We start from the raw sequence: 22,443 nt of genomic DNA, 5'->3' as shown, positions 1-22,443 counted from the left end.
TGAGCACAATCTCCAAGGAAAATTTCCTTTTCTCTTTCGACAAAGAGGCCGCACGCGTGAGCGGGCAGCCTCTTTGGGGCGACAGTTGAAAAACCGTCTTACTGCTTGGCGGCAGCCAGTTGAGCAGCCACTTCGTCAGCGAAGTTATCAACTGGCTTCTCGATGCCTTCGCCTACTTTGAAGTAGGTGAAGGAAACGATTTCAGCGCCGGCTTTCTTGGCCAGATCACCGACCTTGACTTCCGGGTTCTTGACGAAGGCTTGCTCGACCAGGCTGGCTTCTGCCAGGAACTTGGTGATACGACCGCCAACCATCTTCTCAACGATTTCAGCTGGCTTGCCTTTGATCTTGTCTTCGTTCAATTGCAGGAAGACGTTCTTCTCGCGCTCGATCGCTTCGGCAGAAACTTCCGAAGGGAACAGGAACTCGGGGTTGCTTGCTGCTACGTGCATGGCGATATCTTTGGCCAGTTCGACGTTGCCACCCTTGAGGGTAACAACCACGCCGATCTTGTTGCCGTGCAGGTAAGTCCCTACCACGTCACCTTCGATACGCTTCAGGCGACGGATGTTGACGTTTTCGCCAACCTTGCCGACCAGTACCAGACGTGCAGCTTCCTGAGCTTCGATCAACGGAGCGACATCAGTCAGCTTGTCAGCGAAGGCTTTTTCGACGCTTGCAGCAACGAAAGCCTTGAAGTCGTCTTGCAGGGCCAGGAAGTCGGTCTGCGAGTTGACTTCGATGATGACAGCGGCTTTGCCGTCGTCCTTGATGGCGATAGCGCCTTCAGCAGCCACGTTACCTGCTTTCTTGGCGGCCTTGATGGCGCCGGAAGCACGCATATCGTCGATTGCTTTTTCGATGTCGCCGCCAGCCTTGGTCAAGGCCTTTTTGCAATCCATCATGCCTTCGCCGGTACGCTCGCGCAGTTCTTTGACCAACGCTGCAGTAATCTCTGCCATTTCAAAATCCTCTTGGATAGGTCTTCAACCATTCCACCCGGCAGGCCGGGCGTGCAATTCTTGAAAAATCAGGGTGGCAGCAACACATGACAGAGAGGTCATGGTTACAGACCGACAAATCATTTCCTAGGTGGCAAAAAGGGGGCTAAGCCCCCTTTTCGCGTACTGAGTAAACGCCAGGCGTTTGTACTCAGCCTTCTACAGCGGCTGCAGCTGGAGCTTCTTCGACGAAAACGTCGGTGCCGCCAGCAACATTGTTACGACCACGGATAACAGCATCAGCCATCGAACCCATGTACAGCTGGATGGCGCGGATTGCGTCATCGTTGCCCGGGATGATGTAGTCAACGCCTTCCGGGCTGCTGTTGGTATCGACGACGCCGATAACCGGGATGCCCAGCTTGTTGGCTTCGGTGATCGCGATGCGCTCGTGATCAACGTCGATAACGAACAGAGCGTCTGGCAGACCGCCCATGTCCTTGATACCACCCAGGCTGCGATCCAGTTTTTCCAGATCACGGGTACGCATCAGGGCTTCTTTCTTGGTCAGCTTGGCGAAAGTACCGTCTTCAGCCTGTACTTCCAGCTCGCGCAGACGTTTGATCGACTGACGGATGGTCTTGAAGTTGGTCAGCATGCCGCCCAACCAGCGATGGTCGACGTACGGCGAACCGCAACGTGCTGCTTCTTCAGCAACGATCTTGCCAGCGGAACGCTTGGTGCCGACGAACAGAATCTTGTTTTTGCCCGAAGCCAGGCGCTCAACGAAAGTCAGCGCTTCGTTGAACATAGGCAGGGTTTTTTCAAGGTTGATGATGTGAATCTTGTTGCGCGCGCCGAAAATGTATTTACCCATTTTCGGATTCCAGTAACGGGTCTGGTGACCGAAGTGGCAACCAGCCTTGAGCATATCGCGCATATTGACTTGGGACATAAATAGTTCCTTGATAAGTCGGGTTAGGCCTCCACGTATCCCAATGACCAACCAATGGCATCTGCCAAGGGCACCCAGGTCATCGTGTCGACACGTGTGTGGGTTTGTGCTTCCAAGGACGGACCTTGCAAAGCGGCGCATTTTATATCACAAAAGGGAAGAGAACGGAACTCCCATCAAGTGCTTGTTTTGCGGCGACTTTGCAGCTTCACGGACAGCCTATAGAAGGAAGCGATGATTACCCGGCACCGGTGGTCTGATAGAATTGCGCCTTTGCGCACCCACCGCGTGCCTGCCACGCCGAGAGAATTCGTATGACCATCACCCTCAAAACCCCGGAAGACATCGAAAAGATGCGCATCGCCGGTCGCCTGGCCGCCGATGTTCTGGAAATGATAGCGCCGCACGTCAAGCCCGGTGTGACCACCGAAGAGCTGGACCGCCTCTGCCACGACTATATCGTCAACGAACAGAAGGCGATCCCGGCCCCGCTGAACTACAAGGGCTTCCCAAAATCGATCTGCACCTCGATCAACCAGGTGGTCTGCCACGGCATCCCGAGCGACAAGAAGCTGAAAGACGGCGACTCGCTGAATATCGACGTCACCGTCATCAAGGACGGCTACCATGGCGACACCAGCAGGATGTTCCATGTCGGCACCGTTCCGGTATGGGCCGAGCGCCTGTCGAAGGTGACTCAGGAGTGCCTGTACAAGGCCATCGAAATCGTCAAACCCGGCACTCGCCTGGGTGACATCGGTGCCGTCATCCAGAAACACGCTGAAAAGAACGGTTTCTCCGTGGTTCGCGAGTTCTGCGGTCATGGCATCGGCAAGGTGTTTCATGAAGAGCCACAGGTCATGCACTTTGGCGAGGCCGGAACCGGTATCGAGCTGCAGGAAGGCATGACCTTCACCATCGAACCGATGATCAACCAGGGTCGCCCTGAGACCAAGATTCTCGGCGATGGCTGGACGGCGATCACCAAGGACCGCAAGCTCTCGGCGCAATGGGAGCACACGCTGCTGGTGACCGCCGACGGTTACGAAATCTTCACCTTGCGCAGCGATGACACCATTGCCCAAAAGGCTCCCTGACCCGATCATGCCCGGCTGAACACCCGCCCGTCGCTTGCACAGCCCGACACGAGGAATACTGCTCAATGCCGCAAGTAGATCCAGACTTGTTCGATCGTGGCCAGTTCCAGGCCGAACTGGCCTTGAAAGCCAGCCCCATCGCTGCGTTCAAGAAGGCCATCCGCAGAGCGAGAGACGTCCTTGATGAGCGCTTCAGGTCGGGCCGTGACATTCGACGACTGATCGAGGACCGGGCATGGTTTGTCGATAACATTCTGCAAAAGGCCTGGGATCAGTTCGAATGGAGTGAAGACGCCGACATCGCGCTTCTGGCAGTGGGTGGCTACGGGCGCGGCGAGCTGCATCCTTACTCGGACATCGATCTGCTGATCCTGCTGGACAGCGACGACCACGAAGTTTTCCGCGAACCCATCGAGCGGTTTCTGACGCTGCTGTGGGACATCGGCCTGGAAGTCGGGCAAAGCGTACGCTCGGTCAACGAATGCGCACAGGAAGGCCGCGCCGACCTGACCGTCATCACCAATCTGATGGAAAGCCGCACCATCGCCGGCCCCGAGCGCCTGCGCCAGCGCATGCTGGAGGTCACCAGCACCGAGCATATGTGGCCGAGCAAGGAGTTCTTCCTCGCCAAGCACGCTGAGCAGAAAAAACGCCACCACAAGTACAACGACACCGAATACAACCTGGAACCCAACGTCAAGGGTTCTCCGGGCGGCCTGCGCGATATTCAGACCATTCTCTGGGTCGCGCGACGTCAGTACGGCACGCTTAACCTGCATGCGCTGGCAGGCGAAGGCTTCCTGCTGGGCAGCGAAAACGCCCTGCTCGCCTCCTCCCAGGAGTTTTTGTGGAAAGTGCGTTATGCGTTGCACATGCTGGCCGGGCGCTCAGAGGACCGGCTTCTGTTCGATTATCAGGTGCGCATCGCCGGATTGCTGGGCTATGAAGACAATGATGCCAAACTGGCCATAGAGCGCTTCATGCAGAAGTACTACCGAGTGGTCATGAGCATCGCCGAACTCAGCGATCTGATCATCCAGCATTTCGAAGAAGTGATTCTTTCCGACGACAGCGGTACACCACAGCCGATCAATTCACGCTTTCAACTGCACGACGGCTATATAGAAGCCACCCATCCGCACGTCTTCAAGCGCACCCCGTTTGCCATGATCGAAATCTTCGTGCTCATGGCCCAGCACCCGGAGATAAAAGGTGTGCGCGCCGACACCATTCGCCTGCTGCGTGAACATCGGCATCTGATCAACGACGAGTTCCGCAACGATATTCGTAACACCAGCCTGTTCATCGAACTGTTCAAGTGCGAAATAGGCATTCATCGCAACCTGCGCCGAATGAATCGCTACGGCATTCTCGGCCTGTACCTGCCGGAGTTCGGCCATATCGTTGGCCAGATGCAGCATGACCTGTTTCACATCTATACGGTCGATGCGCACACGCTGAATCTGATCAAGCACCTGCGCAAGCTGCAGTACACCGAAGTGTCCGAGAAATTCCCGCTGGCCAGCAAGATCATGGGGCGCCTGCCCAAGCCGGAGCTGATCTACCTGGCCGGGCTTTATCACGACATCGGCAAGGGTCGTGGCGGTGATCACTCGGAGCTCGGCGCCGTCGACGCGCAGGCCTTCGGTACGCGCCATCATCTGCCTGCCTGGGACACCCGGCTCATCGTCTGGCTGGTGAGCAACCACCTAGTGATGTCGACCACCGCCCAGCGCAAGGATCTCTCCGACCCGCAGGTCATCCACGACTTTGCCCAGTTCGTGGGCGACGAAGTGCATCTGGACTACATGTATGTACTGACTGTCGCCGACATCAACGCGACCAACCCGACGCTCTGGAACTCATGGCGTGCCAGCCTGCTGCGCCAGCTGTACACCGAGACCAAGCGTGCCCTGCGCCGCGGCCTGGAAAACCCGGTCGACCGCGAAGAGCAGATTCGTCGCACACAGACTGCCGCGCTGGATATTCTGGTACGCAACGGCACTGATCCTGATGACGTCGAGCAACTCTGGTCAGCACTGGGCGACGATTATTTCCTGCGTCACACCGCCGGCGACGTGGCCTGGCATAGCGATGCAATCCTGCAGCAACCGGCCGACGGCGGACCGCTGGTGCTGATCAAGGAGACCACGCAGCGTGAATTCGAGGGTGGGACGCAGATTTTCATTTACGCCCCGGATCAGCATGACTTCTTCGCGGTGACCGTGGCGGCGATGGACCAGTTGAACCTGAACATTCACGACGCGCGCATTATCACTTCCAGCAGCAAATTCACACTCGACACCTACATCGTCCTCGACCATGAGGGTGGTTCGATCGGCAATAATCCGGAGCGCATTCAGGACATCCGCGAAGGCCTGACCGAAGCCCTGCGCAACCCGGATGATTACCCGACAATAATCAAGCGCCGCGTGCCGCGTCAGCTCAAGCACTTTGCCTTCGCCCCGCAAGTCACCATCCACAACGACGCCCAGCGCCCAGTGACGGTACTCGAGTTGCTGGCACCGGATCGTCCCGGGCTGCTGGCGCGCGTCGGCAAGATCTTCCTGGAGTTCGACCTGTCCCTGCAGAACGCCAAGATTGCAACGCTGGGCGAACGCGTGGAAGACGTGTTCTTCATCACCGACGCCAACAATCACCCGCTGTCCGATCCACAATTGTGCCGCCAGTTGCAGGATGCAATCGTCAAGCAACTGAGTGTCAACTCAGAGCAAGGCGGCGATTTGCGGATCAGCATATGAACATTCGCTCCTACGAATCGACTCAACGCAGCTCATTGAGGAACACGTTCCATGAATAACGCCATGCAACTGCTTCAGCCTTACCCTTTCGAGAAGCTGCGCGCTCTGCTGGCCGGCGTAACGCCCAACCCGGAAAAGCGTCCGGTAGCGCTGTCGATTGGCGAGCCTAAGCACCGCTCCCCCGATTTCGTCGCCAAGGCGCTGGCAGACAATCTCGATCAGATGGCGGTTTACCCGACCACGCTGGGTATTCCGGCACTGCGCGAAGCCATTGCCGGCTGGTGCAGCCGTCGATTCGGCGTACCACAGGGCTGGATCGATCCGGCGCGCAATGTACTACCGGTCAACGGCACGCGCGAAGCGCTGTTCGCCTTCACCCAGACCGTGGTCAATCGCAGCGATGACGGCCTGGTGATCAGCCCGAATCCGTTCTACCAGATCTATGAAGGCGCTGCGTTTCTGGCCGGAGCCCATCCACACTACCTGCCATGCCTGAGCGAGAACGGTTTCAATCCCGATTTCGATGCCGTCAGCCCGGACATCTGGAAGCGTTGTCAGATCCTCTTTCTGTGCTCGCCGGGCAACCCTACCGGGGCACTGATTCCGGTTGAAACCCTGAAAAAGCTCATTGCCCTGGCTGACGAACATGACTTTGTCATTGCTGCGGACGAGTGCTACAGCGAACTGTACTTCGACGAACAAACCCCGCCGCCGGGCCTGCTCAGCGCCTGCGTCGAGCTGGGCCGCAAGGATTTCAAACGCTGCGTGGTCTTCCACAGCCTGTCCAAACGCTCCAATCTGCCGGGCCTGCGCTCCGGTTTTGTGGCGGGTGACGCGGAGATCCTCAAGGCCTTCCTGTTGTATCGGACTTATCACGGCTGCGCCATGCCGGTTCAGACTCAACTGGCCAGCATCGCGGCCTGGAATGATGAGGAGCACGTACGCGCCAACCGTGATCTGTACCGCGAAAAATTCGCTGCGGTGCTCGACATCCTGAGCCCGGTGCTCGACGTTCAGCGCCCGGACGGTGGTTTTTACCTGTGGCCGAATGTCGGTACCGATGACGCTGCATTTTGCCGCGATCTGTTCGTCGATCAGCATGTCACCGCAGTACCGGGCTCGTACCTTTCCCGCGAAGTGGATGGCGTCAACCCTGGCGCAGGCCGGGTGCGTCTGGCGCTCGTGGCACCGCTGGCGGAATGCATCGAAGCGGCCGAACGTATCCGCGCCTTCCTGAGCAAGTAAAAGCCAAACCCAAAAAGATCGCCCCGCCGCATGCAATGTGCGGCGGGGTAATTAATTACCACCTCCCGCCCCGTGCGTGAACGTACTCTCAACCTTCATTTTTCATGCTTCCAGACACGAAGCGAACAACCATGAAGGCCAATCTCATGCCCGCATCCACTGCTCCAAAAGGCGTAAAACTGCCCGCATCCTGCTGCATGCGCAGCGCTGGAAATCACCAGGCTTCGTATGAAGCGGCGATTCGCGAAAACCCCGCTAACGCGGAAACCACCCCTGCTTACCCATCGGAAACCGGCAACAACACCGGCCAGTCAAGGCACCAGGCGCGCCTGCTGGTTTCGTTCAGCAAATACTGGGCTCGCGGGCGAACCCTGAAAGTTCTTTTCCTCAAGAACCCTCCAGCCACCCTCACAGCGCCCATCGTAGAAGCGGCAAGCAAATGGCTGCCTCATATAAATCTGAAATTCGAGTTCGTTACGGACGGGGCAAGCGATATCAGAATCGGCTTCAATGAACACCTGAACTGGAGCGCCATAGGCACCGATACCCTGCTGGCCGAGCCTGATGAGGCTACCATGGAGTTCAACCTCAAAGAGCTGTACACGGCGGATCTGAAACCCATGCCGGAACTGACGCGCATCGTGCTGCATGAATTCGGTCACGCCTTGGGCGCGGTTCACGAGCATCAGCATCCGCAGGCAAACATCCCCTGGAACGAACCGCTCGTGCGCTCACTGCTTTCGCAAACCGGATTGAGTGACGAAGAGATCAACACCAATTTTTTCGACAGGTACGAGGCCGCCGACTTCCACCACTCGGCTTACGACCGTGACTCGATCATGCATTTCGATATCCCCAACGGCCTGACCCTCGGTGACTTCGAGATCATCAATGTGGGCAAGACGCTCAGCAGCAATGACATCGCCGTGATGGGCGCTATCTATGCGGACCGTGGCAACTCGAAATTTGAAACGCACTGACGGAAAGCGTCCGGGCACGTGCTGATCATGCGGCAATCAACAGCGCCATACGTTTCCAACGTGTGGCGTGACCGCCCGAAAAAAGTGCTGATTACTCTCGGGTTCGCAGCTTTTCCGCCACCCAGCCGACCGCCCAACTGACCGGATCATGGGACTGCATGGGCAACAACGGCTTTCCTTCGCGGGCAGCCAGGCGGCCCTGGGCTTCAGCTTCACCGTGAATCCAGAGGGTACTCTGCTTGAATCCCTCGGCACGCTGACGCTCCCTGTAATAACGTTGCCGTACAAGCGCTTCCTGACGCTTCTTCTCTTGCTCAGACATAACGCACCCAAACTTCAAATGACGGGTAATAATTGCGCGCAGCAGCCAGCGACTCAAGCGTGAGCGGGTGAAGTTTTCTTAATGATGGTTAGCCTTATTATCTAATTTTCGTTCAGCCACCGTACTGGCGCTGTCACGACACTGAACGGACTGACGTGGCATAATAGCCGGCTAAATTGCGAGGAGAGGACGTGGGGAGTATCGAGCAAGATCAGCCACCCCACCTTAAACAATGACTTACACTCTATTTGGCATCAAAGCCTGCGACACGATGAAGAAGGCTCGTACCTGGCTCGACGAGCATTCGGCGAGCTACGAATTTCACGACTACAAGACCCAGGGCATCGACCGTGAGCACCTCGAGCAGTGGTGCAATGAACACGGATGGCAGGTTGTGCTGAACCGCGCAGGCACGACCTTTCGCAAGCTCGAAGACGGACAAAAGGCCGATCTCGACCAGGCGAAAGCCATAGAACTGATGCTCGCGCAGCCGTCCATGATCAAGCGTCCAGTGCTTGATCTGGGCGATAAAACCCTGATCGGCTTCAAGCCTGACCTGTATGCAGCGGCTTTACAGTAAGCCAGAGCGCTACTGAAAGCCCCTTGATAAAGCCACGAGGTATTTACATGTCCACCACCCTGTTCAGCCTGGCCTTCGGCGTCGGCACCCAAAATCGTCAAGGCGCATGGCTTGAAGTATTTTATGCTCAGCCTCTGATCAATCCTTCTGCGGAACTGGTCGCGGCTATCGCACCGGTTCTGGGTTACACCGGCGGCAACCAGGCAATCACCTTCAATGTCGACCTGGCCTACAAGCTGGCCGAAGCGGCCAAATCCGTGGACGCGACTCAAGCCGCACTGCTGACTCGTCTGGCCGAAAGCCAGAAGCCGCTGGTCGCGACCCTGCTGGCTGAAGACGCCACACTGACGTCGACTCCCGAGGCGTACCTCAAGCTGCATCTGCTGTCGCACCGCCTGGTCAAGCCGCACGGTCTTAACCTGGCAGGTATCTTCCCTCTGCTGCCAAACGTGGCCTGGACCAGCCAGGGCGCGGTCGACCTGGTCGAACTGGCCGAGCGTCAGCTCGAAGCACGCCTCAAGGGCGAGCTGCTGGAAGTATTCTCGGTCGACAAATTCCCGAAGATGACCGATTACGTTGTGCCGAGCGGCGTTCGTATCGCTGACAGCGCTCGCGTGCGTCTGGGCGCCTATATCGGTGAAGGCACGACCGTCATGCACGAAGGCTTCGTCAACTTCAATGGCGGTACCGAAGGCCCGGGCATGATCGAAGGCCGCGTTTCCGCTGGCGTATTCGTCGGCAAGGGCTCGGATCTGGGCGGCGGCTGCTCGACCATGGGTACGCTGTCCGGCGGTGGCAACATCATCATCAAGGTCGGTGAAGGCTGCCTGATCGGCGCCAACGCCGGCATTGGCATCCCGCTGGGTGATCGCAACACCGTGGAGTCGGGCCTGTACGTGACCGCGGGTACCAAGGTCGCGCTGCTCGACGAAAACAATGAGCTGGTCAAGATCGTCAAGGCCCGCGAGCTGGCGGGTCAGACCGACCTGCTGTTCCGTCGCAACTCTCAGACCGGCGCAGTGGAATGCAAAACCCACAAGTCGGCCGTCGAGTTGAACGAAGCACTGCACGCTCATAACTGATGCTGTGTGCGGGTTCAAGGCCGACGGCTTTGAACCCGCCTCCACACGCTGGACGAACAATGCCCCTCTTCTCTCCCTGGCGCGGCGACTTCCCCGCCATCGCTGCGCTGCAACGGCAAGGCCAGACCTATCTGGACAACGCCGCCACGACGCAAAAGCCTCAGGCACTCCTCGACGCCCTGACTCATTACTACGCCAACGGTGCCGCCAATGTGCATCGCGCCCAGCATCTGCCCGGCGCACATGCCACTCAAGCGTTCGAGGCCAGCCGTGGCAAGGTCGCCCGCTGGCTGAATGCCGGCGAGAACGGCCAGATCATCTTCACCCACGGCGCAACGTCTGCGCTGAACCTGCTGGCCTACGGGCTGGAACATGAATTCGCGGCGGGCGACGAGATCGCCATCAGCGCGCTGGAACATCACGCCAATCTGCTGCCATGGCAGCAACTGGCTCAGCGTCGAGGCCTGAAACTGGTGGTTCTGCCGCTGGACATCGACGGCGTGATCGACTGCGACGCGGCAGCCAGCCTGATCGGACCGCGCACACGCCTGCTCGCAGTCACCCAGCTCTCCAACGTGCTCGGCACCTGGCAACCCCTTGCCCGCCTCATCGCCCTGGCCAAGAGCCAAGGCGCACTCACCGTCGTGGACGGCTCGCAGGGCGTGGTGCACGGACGCCATGATGTGCAGGCGCTGGGCTGCGATTTTTATGTGTTTTCCAGCCACAAACTGTATGGCCCGGAAGGACTCGGCGTGCTCTACGGACGCAACGAGGCGCTGCCCAGCCTCGCGCATTGGCAGTTCGGCGGCGAGATGGTGCTGACAGCCGATTATCAGCACGCGAAATTTCGTCCGGCACCACTGGGTTTCGAGGCGGGCACCCCGCCCATTGCCAGTGTGATCGGTCTGGGCGCTACCCTGAGTTACCTGGACAGTCTCGACCATCAGGCGGTTGCAGAACATGAAGCCAGACTGCACCGTCGCCTGCTCGAGGGTCTGCAGCAGCGGGACGGCATTCAAGTTCTGGGCTCACCGGATCTGGCACTGGTCAGCTTCGTCGTCGATGGCGTTCACAATGCTGATGTGGCCCACCTGCTGACCGAGCAGGGCATTGCCGTACGCGCCGGCCATCACTGCGCGATGCCGCTGTTCAAGACCCTTGGCCTGCCCGGCGCGATTCGAGTGTCACTGGCGCTGTACAATGATTCGGACGATCTGCTGCAGTTCTTCAGCGCACTGGATCAGGCACTGGAGCTGCTTCGATGAGCCTGCCCCCGCTGGCGCAAACTGCACTCGACAGTTTTTCCCGGCCGCAAGGCTGGGAACAGCGCGCACGCCTGCTGATGCAATGGGGGGATCAACTTGCGCCGCTGAGTGACGAAGAAAGGACCGACGACAATCTGGTACACGGTTGTGAAAGCAAGGTCTGGCTGACCGGCGAAGTCAGCGACGACGCCTGGCTGTTTCGGGCCGGCAGCGACGCGCGACTGATTCGCGGCCTGGTGGCGCTGCTACTGGCGCGTGTCAACGGCCTGTCGGAACGGGAGCTGGCAGCCGTGGATTTACCTGACTGGTTCCATCAGTTGGGCCTCGCCCGCCAGCTCTCACCCTCGCGCAGCAACGGCCTGAATGCCGTACTGCAGAAGATGCGCCAGCTGACTCAAGCCTGATCGGGCGTTGCAGCCGCTGGCTTGACCCGCTCCGAAGGCCGTCGCGTGCCCGCCACCAGTTTGTCCACCGCACGGGTGGCGGCAACCATGCCAAAGGTTGCGGTCACCATCATCACTGCACCGAAACCACCGGCGCAATCGAGCTTTACGCCCTCGCCGACGAATTTCTTTTCCAGACAAATGCTGCCATCCGGCTTGGGGTAGCGCAGTTGTTCAGTAGAAAACACGCAAGGCACGCTGTAGTGACGGTTAGGCGTGCGTGAAAAGCCATAATCCCGACGCAGGGTCGAACGCACTTTGGAGGCCAGCGGGTCATTGAAGGTGCGGTTGAGGTCGGCGATCTGAATCAGGGTCGGATCGATCTGCCCGCCGGCGCCCCCGGTGGTGACCATCTGAATCTTGCGTCGTTTGCACCATGAAATCAGCGCAGCCTTGGCGTTGACGCTGTCGATGCAATCGATCACGAAGTCCATGTCCGGGGTAATGCACTCGGCCATTGTGTCGCGGGTCACGAAATCAGACACCGCGTGCACGATGCAATCGGGGTTGATCGCGCGGATACGCTCAGCCATTACATCGACCTTCGGCCGACCAACCGTGCTGTCCAGTGCATGCAACTGGCGGTTGCTGTTACTGACACAGACATCGTCCATGTCGAACAGCGAAATCTCACCCACGCCACTGCGCGCCATCGCTTCCGCCGCCCAGGAGCCCACGCCGCCGATACCGACCACGGCCACATGAGCCGCGCGCAGGCGTGCCAGCCCCTCGACGCCATAAAGACGGGCGATGCCAGCGAAACGTGGATCTTCTGCGCTCATGACCAATACCTCAAAAACCGGCGCGCATTATAGGGGTTTGTCGACGACAAGACACCTGACTTGACGCGATCCACGCTGACGGCTCGACAGCGCCCCTTTTCGAAGCCCTGCGAAGAAAGGACGCCAGGCATCGAAAGCCAAGGGTGGCGAGCGTGGATCACGAACGTGAATGGAAGCGGCCCCGCCACATCCACTGCCTGACATATCCACCGGGCGCGATAAACGACGGCCTCAAGTCGTCTTTTTGCTTTAAGATATCCGCCTTTTCGCGCCCAAAGTCTTGCTACCGGAGTTCTGTACATGACGGCCCCAGCCGACCTCTCGCCCACCCTCCAACTCGCCTGCGATCTGATCCGCCGTCCGTCAGTGACGCCGGTCGATGCCGATTGCCAGACCGTGATGATGCAGCGCCTGGGCGATGCCGGCTTCAAGCTGGAGCCGATGCGCATCGAAGACGTCGACAACTTCTGGGCCACCCACGGCACCACCGACGGCCCGGTACTGTGTTTCGCCGGTCATACCGACGTGGTTCCGACCGGGCCGCTGCAGAATTGGCAGAACGACCCGTTCGATGCGTTGATCGACGAGCACGGCATGCTTTGCGGACGTGGCGCGGCAGACATGAAAGGCAGTCTGGCGGCCATGCTGGTGGCGGCCGAACGCTTTGTCGCCGATCACCCTGATCACAAGGGCTCGGTGGCATTCCTGATCACCAGCGACGAAGAAGGCCCGGCGCATCACGGCACCAAAGCCGTGGTCGAGCGCCTCGCAGCACGCAAGGAACGCCTGGACTGGTGCATCGTCGGCGAGCCGTCGAGCACCACGCTGGTCGGCGATGTGGTCAAGAACGGTCGGCGCGGTTCGCTGGGGGCCACGCTGACGGTGCGCGGCAAGCAGGGCCATGTGGCTTACCCGCATCTGGCGAAGAACCCGATTCACCTGGCCGCTCCGGCCTTGGCCGAACTGGCCGCCGAGCACTGGGACCACGGCAACGATTTCTTCCCGCCGACCAGCTTCCAGATCTCTAACCTGAACGCTGGCACCGGCGCCACCAACGTCATCCCCGGCGATCTGGTGGCGGTCTTCAACTTCCGTTTTTCCACCGAGTCGACCGTCGAAGGCCTGCAACAGCGCGTGGCCGATATCCTCGACAGGCATGAACTCGACTGGCACGTGGACTGGGCATTGTCCGGCCTGCCGTTCCTCACCGAGCCGGGCGCGTTGCTGGACGCCGTGTCTTCCAGCATCAAAAGCGTAACGGGTCGTGAGACTAAAGCCTCGACCAGCGGCGGAACCTCCGATGGTCGTTTCATCGCCACCCTCGGCACCCAAGTGGTCGAGCTGGGTCCGGTCAACGCAACGATCCATCAGGTCAACGAACGTATTCTGGCCAGCGACCTCGATGTGCTGACCGAGATCTACTACCAGACTCTGGTCAAGTTGCTCGCCTGATGCTGACCTGCCCGATCTGCTCAGCGCCGCTCAGCACTGCCGACAACGGCGTGGTGTGCCCGGCCAATCACCGTTTCGACCGAGCCCGTCAGGGCTATCTGAACCTGTTGCCGGTGCAGCACAAGAACAGCCGCGACCCTGGCGACAATCAGGCCATGGTCGAGGCGCGACGCGACTTTCTCAATGCCGGGCACTACGCTCCGGTAGCCCGGCGTCTGGCTGAACTGGCCGCCGAGCGATCCCCGGCGCGCTGGCTGGACATCGGCTGTGGCGAAGGTTATTACACCGCGCAGATTGCCGAAGCCTTGCCCCATGCCGATGGCTATGCGCTGGACATCTCCCGCGAAGCGGTCAAGCGCGCCTGCCGTCGTGACCCGACGCTGACCTGGATGGTCGCCAGCATGGCCCGTGTGCCACTTCCGGATGCCAGTTGCCAGTTTCTGGCCAGTGTGTTCAGCCCGCTGGACTGGCAGGAAGCCAAGCGCTTGCTGACCCCGGGCGGCGGACTGATGCGGGTCGGCCCGACCAATGAGCATCTGATGGAGCTGCGTCAGCGGCTCTATAATGAAGTGCGCGATTACGCCGACGACAAGCACCTGTCGCTGGTGCCGCAAGGCATGCAGCTGCAACACAGCGAAACCCTGCGCTATACGCTGAAGCTGATCGACAGCCAGTCCCGCGCCGATCTGCTGGCCATGACACCGCACGGCTGGCGCGCCAGCGCCGAACGTCGGGCAGCGGTCATCGAGCAACCAGGACCTTTCAAGGTCACCGTTTCCATGCGCTACGATTATTTCGTACTGCAATAAGCATTCAACAGAGGCCCCCATGCGCCAACCCGATATCGAGATTTACCTGAAAGACGAAGACGTCGATCACAAGGCAATCGCCCAGTGGCTCGGCGACGCGCTGGGCTCCTGCAGCGACTGGAAGCAGAAAGGCCAGACCTGGAAATGCACAGCGGGCACTGTAGCCGTGACCTGGTTGCCCAGAGCAGTCGGCAAATGGAACAGCCTGCATCTGGACAGCGATCAGACCCCGTGGGAAGACGACATCGCCTGCGCACGCGCCGCATTCAAGGCCTTGAACGTCGAAGTACGTTGCGCACCGGGCACCTGGGTTGAAGAAGAAAGCGACGAAACTGCTGACCGCTGGATACGCGTCAGTGCCGACGGTGAGGAAGAGATTACCTGGCGAACCGCGTAAGACTTTTCGCCGCGACGTTCCTGATACGTGCCGTCGTCAGGTGAGCCCGGCTCGGCAAGCGGTCATTCGGACTTGATCCGTTCAGCGGGCACACCGGCGCTTTTGCCGATCGCTTCGGGATACGTCACACTGGCGCCCATCCAGGGCAGCCGCCCGCCCCTCACTCAGCAGAAGCCGTATGACCCGCTCTCCATTCCGTCGTCTTGTGTTCGGCACCCTACGCCGGTTGTTGTATCTCTGGGTTCGCTCGGAAACCATCAATCAATCGTCTTTTACGCTGAATCTGGACCGCAGTCGCCCGGTGTTCTATGCACTGCAATCGCCTTCAATCAGCGACCTGGCAGTGATCGATACAGAATGCCGTAAAGCCGGTCTACCTCGTCCGGTGCTGTCGGTAGCGGTTGGCAACCTGATCGAGCCCGCCGCATTCTTTTACCTGACCCCCTCCCCCGACTGGCTCGGTCGCCAGGACAAGCGTGGTGCGCCCCCGACGCTGGAGCGTGTGGTCGCAGCCGTCAGCCAGAACCCCGGCGAAGACGCGCAGATCATCCCGGTCAGCGTGTTCTGGGGCCAGTCACCTGACCGCGAATCCAGTGCCTGGAAGCTGCTGTTTGCCGACAGCTGGGCGGTGACCGGCCGGTTGCGCCGTCTGGTCAGCATTCTGATTCTGGGCCGCAAGACCCGCGTGCAGTTTTCCGCGCCAATTCACATGCGCGAACTGGTGGGTGAAAACAAAGGTTACGAGCTGACGCTGCGCATGACCCAACGTCTGCTGCGCGTGCACTTTCGCAACCTGAAAAGCGCCGTGATCGGCCCGGACGTGTCGCACCGGCGCACGGTGGTCAAAGGTCTGCTGGACGAACCGCTGGTCAAGCAGGCGATCATCGAAGAGGCCGAGCGTGAACACATCACCCAGGAAAAGGCCCGGGAACGGGCGCTGAGCTACGGCAACGAGATCGCCTCGGACTACACCTATTCGGTGATCCGTTTCATGGAGGTGGTGCTCAGCTGGTTCTGGAACAAGATCTACGACGGCATCAAGGTCAGCCACATCGAAGGCGTTCAGGAAGTCGCACCGGGACATGAGGTCATTTATGTGCCTTGCCACCGAAGCCATATCGATTATCTGCTGCTGTCTTACCTGCTATTTCGCAACGGCCTCACGCCGCCGCACATCGCCGCCGGCATCAACCTGAATATGCCTGTGGTCGGCGGCCTGCTGCGACGTGGTGGGGCATTTTTCATGCGCCGCACGTTCAAGGGTAACCCGCTGTATACGGCGGTGTTCACCGAGTACCTGCACACGCTGTTCATCAAGGGCTTTCCGGTCGAATACTTTGTCGAAGGCGGCCGTTCACGCACCGGGCGCATGCTACAACCGAAAACCGGCATGCTCGCCATCACCCTGCGCAGCTTCCTGCGCAACTCGCGGATGCCCATCGTCTTCATCCCGGTGTACATCGGCTACGAGCGTGTGCTGGAAGGCCGTACTTATCTGGGCGAACTGCGCGGCGCAACCAAGAAGAAAGAGTCGATCTTCGATATCTTCAAAGTCATCGGCGCGCTGAAGCAGCGCTTCGGTCAGGTCTCGGTGAACTTCGGTGCGCCGATCAAACTGGCCGAGTTTCTCGATGGCGAACAACCGGACTGGCGCGAACAGCAGCTGGCCCCGCAATTTCGCCCCGAATGGCTGAGCGAGACCACGCACCGCCTGGGTGAGCGTGTGGCCCAGCATCTGAACGAAGCCGCTGCCGTCAACCCGATGAACCTGGTTGCCGTGGCGTTATTGTCGACGCAAAGACTGGCGCTGGACGATCAGGCCATGGAGCGGGTTCTCGACCTGTACCTGACCTTGCTACGCGCCGTTCCGTACTCCCCGCACACGACACTGCCGGAAGGTGATGGCCGTTCGCTGATCGAGCACGTAAAAGGCATGGACCTGCTCGCCGAACAAAAAGACGCGCTGGGCAAAATTCTGTACCTGAACGAACAGAATGCGGTGTTGATGACCTACTACCGCAACAACGTCCTGCACATATTCGCCCTGCCCTCGCTGCTGGCGAGCTTTTTCCAGAGCTCGTCGCGCATGACCCGCGAACAGATCCTGCGCTACACACGTGCGCTGTACCCATTCCTGCAATCGGAACTGTTCATTCGCTGGCCGCTGAACGAGCTGGATGAAGTGGTCGATCAATGGCTGGCTGCGTTCGTGGAACAAGGTCTGTTGCGCTTCAAAAAAGACGCCTACGTGCGCCCGGAGCCCAGTTCACGCGAGTTCGTCTTGCTGACCCTGTTGTCCCGCGCCATCGCCCAGACCCTGCAGCGCTTCTACATGGCGATTGCCTTGTTGCTCAACAGCGGGCAGAACACGCTGAGCCCCGAGCAGCTCGAGGACCTGTGCACGGTGATGGCTCAGCGCCTGTCGATTCTGCATGGCCTCAATGCGCCGGAGTTCTTCGACAAGAGCCTGTTCCGGCACTTCATCCAGACCCTGCTGGACCTGGGTGTGCTGCGCAAGGACAGTGCCGGCAAGCTGAGCTATCACCCGATGCTGGGAGAACTGGCGGAAGGTGCGGCCAAGCGAGTGTTGCCTGCCGAAATCCGTCTTTCGATACGGCAAGTGGCCTTGCACAGCAATGAAGAGGAGCAGGATGTGGGAAGCGATCAAGAGAAAACGTAGGGCTTTTCCGTAACCTGGCAGGGATTTTTAGACAGCTGTTTTCTGCTCTCTGGCCCCTGCTAGGGTTTGGTGGGTACCAATGACTGGTACTTAATCAAATAAGGAAATTGAAATGTCCAGCGAACCCCTAGTACGCCTTCAGGGTGAAGTTTATTACCTGCCACGCATCGCATTGCCAACGGGCTGCAAGCTGATTGTTGCGCTGAATGACATCAGCCTTGCTGACGCACCGGCCCATGTGATTGATGTCAGCGAAACAGAGATTACTCACCAGGTGCCGCTGCCGTTTGAACTGGGCTATGCCGCAGATCGCTACCCCGTGCAGGGCCACAGCTACTCCCTGTCGGCACGAATCGAACACAACGGCACTCTGGTATGGATCAACGATACCGTTCACTCGGTCGAGCTGACCAACGAAGACCAGAAAGGCCTGCTGATCAAGGTCATTCAAGCAGCCGGCTGATCCGTTCAGCGCTGATTGCTCCCTTCAACGGTGCGCCTCGGCGCGCCGTTGTCGTTTCACAAGGCTTCCTCCCCCTCGACATCGATTGACGTCCATCGCTCACAGGTGCAAGTGCCTGTCGCGACTTCCTGATACGCTTGATCACGCACCGCACCATTATCGATCCGGGTTCAGGTCAGAACCCACTTCAACAAGGACGCTCTCATGCCTCGTTTTTCGTTCACCCTGGCCGGCCTGTGCGCAGGCCTTCTGCTGTCGGCCAACGTCTTCGCTCTATCGCTGGGCGACCTCTCGCAATCAGACGCGACCGGTGGGCTCAAGGATGCCTTGACTCAAGGCGCACAGGTCGCCGTCAAACAACTCGGCGTTCCCGGCGGTTTCAGCAAAAATGAAGAGGTGCGTATCGAGCTGCCGGGCAAACTCGGCCAGATCGCGAAAAAGATGAAAATGCTCGGCATGGGCGCTCAAGTCGATCAGCTGGAAACCAGCATGAACCAGGCCGCCGAAGCCGCCGTGCCTCAAGCTCAGGCACTGCTTGTAGATGCAGTGAAAAAGATGAGCGTAACCGACGCCAAGGCCATTCTCAGCGGCGGCAAGGACTCGGCCACCCAGTACCTGAGCAGCACCAGCCGCGAGCAGATACGCGCCAAGTTCCTGCCTATCGTCAAGAAGTCCACCGATCAGGTCGGTCTGGCGCAGAAGTACAACGCCTTTGCCGGCAAGGCGGCGGCGCTTGGCGCGCTTGACAGCAAAAGCGCAAATCTTGAAGGCTACGTGACCGAACAGGCGCTGAACGGGCTGTTCGAAATGATCGCCAAACAGGAAGAAAGCATTCGCGCCAACCCTGCTGCTGCAGCTACGGGCCTGGCGAAGAAGGTCTTTGGCGCGCTTTGAGTGCGGTGTTTGCGCCTGTATTCACAGGCGCATCTGCGTTTGACTCGGGCTGTCGACGATAGGCGCTATGTACCGCTCTCGTCTGTGGCTGCCTTGGGCTTCAAAGCCTTCTTCGGGTAGATGTCGTAGCGGCTGGATTTGCCGTCCAGCGCATAGCCCGGCTTGACGCCGTCGATGCAGGGGGCCTTGCGCGGGCGTTTGACCACCACGCGGTGGGTGGCAAGCGCCAGTGCGGCCTCCAGCAACGCAGGCGCGTCCATGTCATCACCGACCAGCGGCCGGAACAGACGCATTTCCTTTTTCACCAGCGCGGTCTTTTCCCGGTGCGGGAACATCGGGTCCAGGTAGATCACCTGGGGCGGCTCCCCTGTCCAGGCGCGGATGATGTCGATCGAGTTGCCGGTCAACAGGCGCATACGGACAATGATGGAGCCGACATCACGATCACCGCGCCCGCGAGCCAGACCGTCCTCCAGCAATGCAGCGATGATCGGCTGACGCTCGATCAGGCTCATGTCGCAGCCCAGACTTGCCAGCACGAATGCATCCTTGCCAAGACCTGCCGTTGCGTCCAGCACGCTGGGGCGAATGCCCGGCTGAATACCGACCGCCTTGGCAATCATCTGCCCGGTCCCGCCACCGAACAACCGCCGATGAGCCACCGCGCCCTCGACAAAATCGACACGTACGGCGCCCGGCGCATCATCGCCCAACTGCTGCAATTGCAGCCCGTGGTCAGTTAATTGCAGCGCAAAATCAGCGCACGCATCGCTCAACGGCAGGCCTAGGCGCTGCGCCCACTGCGCCGCCTGCTCCTGTTCGCCAACGGCCAGGGCTTCGACCCGGATACGACTGCCTGCTTGCTGATCAATCATTGCGCTTACACACTCAAAAATTGTTAATGATCGGCAAAATCTGCCGATAACCAAGTATCCGGCATTTTGCCAGACCCAAGGCCAGTACTGATCGCTATGTCAGAGATTGTTCAATCATCCATCGGCTATTTGTCGCACTCAGGCGACTTTAGCGTACGCAACAGCCGCACACTGGGTGGTGTGACGCAGCTGTGGTCGGATGCATTTGCCCGGGCGATGGCGGATCAGGTCAGTGAAAGCCCTTCAGTACCCGTGCATCCGACGGCTGTTGAGGTGGATGTAGAGACGGGCGAACCGGTCGCTGGTGCAAAAACCCTGAGCAAGATCGTCGAGCAACGTACCTGCCCGGTCACCGACACCGAGGTCAAGCCTCCAGAGCCGCTGTTCCTGCCGATTGCCGAATTCGACCTTGATCTGCTGCCTCCGCCTGCCGAGCCGTTCAGCATGGCTGAAATGATCGAACAGCAACGCCATCTGGAATTCGAGAGCCATTGGGTACGCCCTACCGTTCTGAACCCTTATGACGATAGCGTCAAACCAGGCCCTGGCCCGCAGCCACGCCCGCTGCATCTGCCGATTGCCGAATTCGAATGGGAACTGGCCGACAAGCCTGCCCAGCCGCTGGATGAGCAGACCATTGCCGCCCAACAGCGTCAGTTCGACTACGAGAACGGCTGGGCACGTCCGCTGATCCTGCAGAACCTGCGGATGGCGGCATAAGCCCCGAACGCTTACTTACACACCGACCAGCGCCCCATGTCGACGTGAAAATGATCGCGATGCGCCGCGTTGTAATCCGGCCCGAGCACCGTACTGAAGTTTTTGCAGGCACCGTCACGTAACAGCCTTAGAAAACGCCCCTTGTCCCCCTCATCGCCCCAATCCTTGAGAACACCGATGCGCTGACCGTCTGCCAGGCGAAAACCTGCCATGTCCAGCGCATTGGCCGTGGCGTGCTGGCTGAGCCGAGCATTGGCGCGGTTGTAGATGTTGCGGCAGGCAAAGCTGCCTAAGTGATCGATCCGCGCTACCCGCTGGCCGAAAACGGCCTGAGCCGCAGGTTGCAATGTGTGGATATCAAACAGCGCATAGGCGACCGCCAACGGGCAACTGGCCAGAAAGCTACTGCTCAGCGCCACGTCGCCACCCTGAATACGCAGTGTATTTTGCAGAGGGCAACGAGCAGAAGGATCACTGTCGGCCTGGCGACTGAAATGCAACCCCGACGAACTCAGTACCTGATCGCACAGTGCGGGATCGTTGCGCAGTCGCGACAGCTTGTAAGACGTCAGAAAGTTGGGCTCGGCCCGCACATCCAGCGGTGCCCATGGGTTCCAGCGCTCGGGGACATCGACCCAGCCACGCCAGACTGCGAATGCAGCCGTTGCACAGAGCAGCAGGAATACCAGCAGCACGCGCATGCTCAACCCTTGGACTGGGCAACAGATGCGAATCGGATGAAGCGTTTACAAACAGGGGCAAAACAGCGCAGTTGCGAATCCATAAGCGGGCTCTCCACAAGGTCGGACTTCATCAGCCCACACCTGGAAGACCTCAGAGCAAGCCCAACTGTTCCACCTGAGGCCCGCGATCCAGCTCGAACAATGCCGGCAAGCCAGGCAATCGCGCCATCAGTTGCTGATGAAAGCGCATGGCCTGCTCGGCAGCCCTGATGTTGTCAGGGGTGTGCAGGAACACATACGGCGTGCGCCCCTCTTCGATCCACACGGCGACCTTCTCAACCCACTGCAGCAGAAACTGATCGTTGGCCTCCAGGTCCGGACCGCCGATGAAGCGCACTTGGGGAAACAGGGTCAGCGCAGCCGGACGAGGCGGCACCTTGGGCTTTTTCGATTGGGCGTGCAGGACTGCAGGGTCAGTCGATACACAGCTGAACAATGCCCGGGAATCGAGGCAGATGCGCTCGACGCCTCGATCCAGCAACAGGCGATTGAGCATGCGCTCTTCGTCACCCTTCATGAAAAACGCCATATTGCGCACTTCCACGGCCAGCGGCACGTTGAGCTCGTCGAGAAAGCCGGCCAGCTCGGCCAGACGCTGCGGCGTGAAGCTGGCGGGCAACTGCAGCCAGAACGGCGCGATACGCCCGCCCAGCGGCGCAAGCAGGCGAATAAACTCTTCAGCGGCGCCCACCTGCTCACGAAGATCGCCATTGTGGCTGATGTCTTTATGGAATTTGGCGGTGAAGCGAAAATCGTCGGGCATTGTTTCTGCCCAACGCTGCACCGTGGTGGCGGCGGGACGGGCATAGAACGTGGTATTGCCTTCGACAGCGTTGAATACCTGAGTGTAGAGATTCAGGAAATCATTGGGGCGGGCATCTGCGGGGTACAGCGAATCTCGCCAGGCGTTTTCACTCCATGACGGACAACCGACGTAGTAAGGCAGAAGAGACACA

At 59.4% G+C, this 22,443-nt stretch carries 22 protein-coding genes; 15 read left to right on the top strand and 7 right to left on the bottom strand.

Annotation, left to right across the window (positions count from 1 at the left end; all coding sequences use genetic code 11):
• Positions 1-98: 98 nt before the first annotated feature.
• Together tsf and rpsB are read right to left on the bottom strand one after the other, a co-directional pair.
• Positions 99-962 carry a translation elongation factor Ts gene (tsf, locus tag JOE39_RS00335; protein ID WP_003391086.1) on the bottom strand — a complete coding sequence of 288 codons (864 nt, stop codon included), beginning with the start codon at positions 960-962 and terminating at the stop codon, positions 99-101.
• Between the two features lie 190 nt (positions 963-1,152).
• Positions 1,153-1,896: a 30S ribosomal protein S2 gene (gene rpsB / locus JOE39_RS00330; RefSeq protein ID WP_003314293.1), complete on the bottom strand. Its 744-nt coding sequence runs from the start codon at positions 1,894-1,896 to the stop codon at positions 1,153-1,155.
• A 314-nt stretch (positions 1,897-2,210) separates the two neighbouring features.
• Here rpsB and map point away from each other — a divergent pair, with 314 nt between their 5' ends.
• From map to JOE39_RS00310, 4 genes are all read left to right on the top strand, one after another.
• Entirely contained in the window at positions 2,211-2,993 is a 783-nt protein-coding gene (map, locus tag JOE39_RS00325) for a type I methionyl aminopeptidase (RefSeq protein ID WP_003391089.1), read from the top strand.
• Between the two features lie 65 nt (positions 2,994-3,058).
• Positions 3,059-5,755 (top strand): [protein-PII] uridylyltransferase, encoded by a 2,697-nt coding sequence (locus tag JOE39_RS00320; protein ID WP_210078055.1) that lies wholly within the window; start codon positions 3,059-3,061, stop codon positions 5,753-5,755.
• 51 nt (positions 5,756-5,806) lie between these two features.
• Positions 5,807-7,000, top strand: a complete 1,194-nt coding sequence (gene dapC / locus JOE39_RS00315; protein ID WP_004418696.1) for a succinyldiaminopimelate transaminase — start codon at positions 5,807-5,809, stop codon at positions 6,998-7,000.
• Between the two features lie 131 nt (positions 7,001-7,131).
• Positions 7,132-7,980 (top strand): matrixin family metalloprotease, encoded by an 849-nt coding sequence (locus JOE39_RS00310; protein ID WP_210078056.1) that lies wholly within the window; start codon positions 7,132-7,134, stop codon positions 7,978-7,980.
• 91 nt (positions 7,981-8,071) lie between these two features.
• Here the strand turns inward: JOE39_RS00310 and JOE39_RS00305 are convergent, their stop codons facing one another.
• Positions 8,072-8,302, bottom strand: coding sequence for a hypothetical protein (locus JOE39_RS00305; protein ID WP_003314288.1), 231 nt, complete (start codon positions 8,300-8,302; stop codon positions 8,072-8,074).
• Positions 8,303-8,534: 232 nt separating this feature from the next.
• On the opposite strand from JOE39_RS00305, the gene JOE39_RS00300 reads away from it, so the two are divergent.
• The 4 genes from JOE39_RS00300 to JOE39_RS00285 are packed head-to-tail and all read left to right on the top strand — an operon-like array spanning position 8,535 to position 11,633.
• Positions 8,535-8,882 (top strand): ArsC family reductase, encoded by a 348-nt coding sequence (locus tag JOE39_RS00300; protein ID WP_003314287.1) that lies wholly within the window; start codon positions 8,535-8,537, stop codon positions 8,880-8,882.
• Between the two features lie 47 nt (positions 8,883-8,929).
• Positions 8,930-9,964, top strand: a complete 1,035-nt coding sequence (gene dapD, locus JOE39_RS00295; RefSeq protein WP_003339600.1) for a 2,3,4,5-tetrahydropyridine-2,6-dicarboxylate N-succinyltransferase — start codon at positions 8,930-8,932, stop codon at positions 9,962-9,964.
• Positions 9,965-10,023: 59 nt separating this feature from the next.
• Complete coding sequence (locus JOE39_RS00290; protein WP_057445468.1) at positions 10,024-11,229, top strand: cysteine desulfurase; 1,206 nt, start codon at positions 10,024-10,026, stop codon at positions 11,227-11,229.
• Positions 11,226-11,633: a SufE family protein gene (locus JOE39_RS00285; protein ID WP_003314282.1), complete on the top strand. Its 408-nt coding sequence runs from the start codon at positions 11,226-11,228 to the stop codon at positions 11,631-11,633. Before JOE39_RS00290 ends, JOE39_RS00285 begins: the two co-directional genes overlap by 4 nt.
• Here JOE39_RS00285 and tcdA read toward each other — a convergent pair.
• Complete coding sequence (gene tcdA / locus JOE39_RS00280) at positions 11,624-12,454, bottom strand: tRNA cyclic N6-threonylcarbamoyladenosine(37) synthase TcdA (RefSeq protein WP_003391110.1); 831 nt, start codon at positions 12,452-12,454, stop codon at positions 11,624-11,626. The genes JOE39_RS00285 and tcdA overlap by 10 nt on opposite strands.
• Before the next feature lie 300 nt (positions 12,455-12,754).
• On the opposite strand from tcdA, the gene dapE reads away from it, so the two are divergent.
• The 6 genes from dapE to JOE39_RS00250 all read left to right on the top strand — a co-directional run bounded on the left by dapE (position 12,755) and on the right by JOE39_RS00250 (position 19,149).
• A complete protein-coding gene (dapE, locus tag JOE39_RS00275) occupies positions 12,755-13,906 on the top strand; it encodes a succinyl-diaminopimelate desuccinylase (RefSeq protein WP_003339604.1) in 1,152 nt (383 codons plus the stop codon).
• Positions 13,906-14,715, top strand: coding sequence for a putative RNA methyltransferase (locus JOE39_RS00270; protein ID WP_210078058.1), 810 nt, complete (start codon positions 13,906-13,908; stop codon positions 14,713-14,715). The genes dapE and JOE39_RS00270 overlap by 1 nt, the downstream gene beginning before the upstream one ends.
• A 19-nt stretch (positions 14,716-14,734) precedes the next feature.
• The gene (locus JOE39_RS00265) at positions 14,735-15,112 is read left to right on the top strand and encodes a hypothetical protein (protein ID WP_003306646.1); all 378 of its coding nucleotides are present in this window, start codon (positions 14,735-14,737) and stop codon (positions 15,110-15,112) included.
• A gap of 178 nt (positions 15,113-15,290) precedes the next feature.
• The gene (gene plsB, locus JOE39_RS00260; protein ID WP_210078059.1) at positions 15,291-17,792 is read left to right on the top strand and encodes a glycerol-3-phosphate 1-O-acyltransferase PlsB; all 2,502 of its coding nucleotides are present in this window, start codon (positions 15,291-15,293) and stop codon (positions 17,790-17,792) included.
• A 112-nt stretch (positions 17,793-17,904) separates the two neighbouring features.
• Positions 17,905-18,255, top strand: a complete 351-nt coding sequence (locus JOE39_RS00255; RefSeq protein WP_004418703.1) for a YbaY family lipoprotein — start codon at positions 17,905-17,907, stop codon at positions 18,253-18,255.
• Positions 18,256-18,459: 204 nt separating this feature from the next.
• A complete protein-coding gene (locus tag JOE39_RS00250) occupies positions 18,460-19,149 on the top strand; it encodes a DUF4197 domain-containing protein (protein ID WP_003391124.1) in 690 nt (229 codons plus the stop codon).
• Between the two features lie 65 nt (positions 19,150-19,214).
• Here the strand turns inward: JOE39_RS00250 and JOE39_RS00245 are convergent, their stop codons facing one another.
• Positions 19,215-20,024 carry a class I SAM-dependent methyltransferase gene (locus tag JOE39_RS00245; protein WP_210078061.1) on the bottom strand — a complete coding sequence of 270 codons (810 nt, stop codon included), beginning with the start codon at positions 20,022-20,024 and terminating at the stop codon, positions 19,215-19,217.
• Positions 20,025-20,120: 96 nt separating this feature from the next.
• On the opposite strand from JOE39_RS00245, the gene JOE39_RS00240 reads away from it, so the two are divergent.
• The gene (locus JOE39_RS00240; RefSeq protein WP_010416207.1) at positions 20,121-20,744 is read left to right on the top strand and encodes a hypothetical protein; all 624 of its coding nucleotides are present in this window, start codon (positions 20,121-20,123) and stop codon (positions 20,742-20,744) included.
• Positions 20,745-20,755: 11 nt separating this feature from the next.
• Here JOE39_RS00240 and JOE39_RS00235 read toward each other — a convergent pair whose 3' ends face one another.
• Positions 20,756-21,445, bottom strand: coding sequence for an extensin family protein (locus JOE39_RS00235; RefSeq protein WP_210078063.1), 690 nt, complete (start codon positions 21,443-21,445; stop codon positions 20,756-20,758).
• Positions 21,446-21,578: 133 nt separating this feature from the next.
• Positions 21,579-22,442 carry a DUF72 domain-containing protein gene (locus JOE39_RS00230; protein ID WP_057405574.1) on the bottom strand — a complete coding sequence of 288 codons (864 nt, stop codon included), beginning with the start codon at positions 22,440-22,442 and terminating at the stop codon, positions 21,579-21,581.
• Between the last annotated feature and the right edge of the window lies 1 nt (position 22,443).

The organism is Pseudomonas sp. PvP100, assembly GCF_017833055.1.
Taxonomy (GTDB): Bacteria; Pseudomonadota; Gammaproteobacteria; order Pseudomonadales; family Pseudomonadaceae; genus Aquipseudomonas; species Aquipseudomonas syringae.
This window is presented reverse-complemented; position numbering and strand designations above follow the sequence as displayed.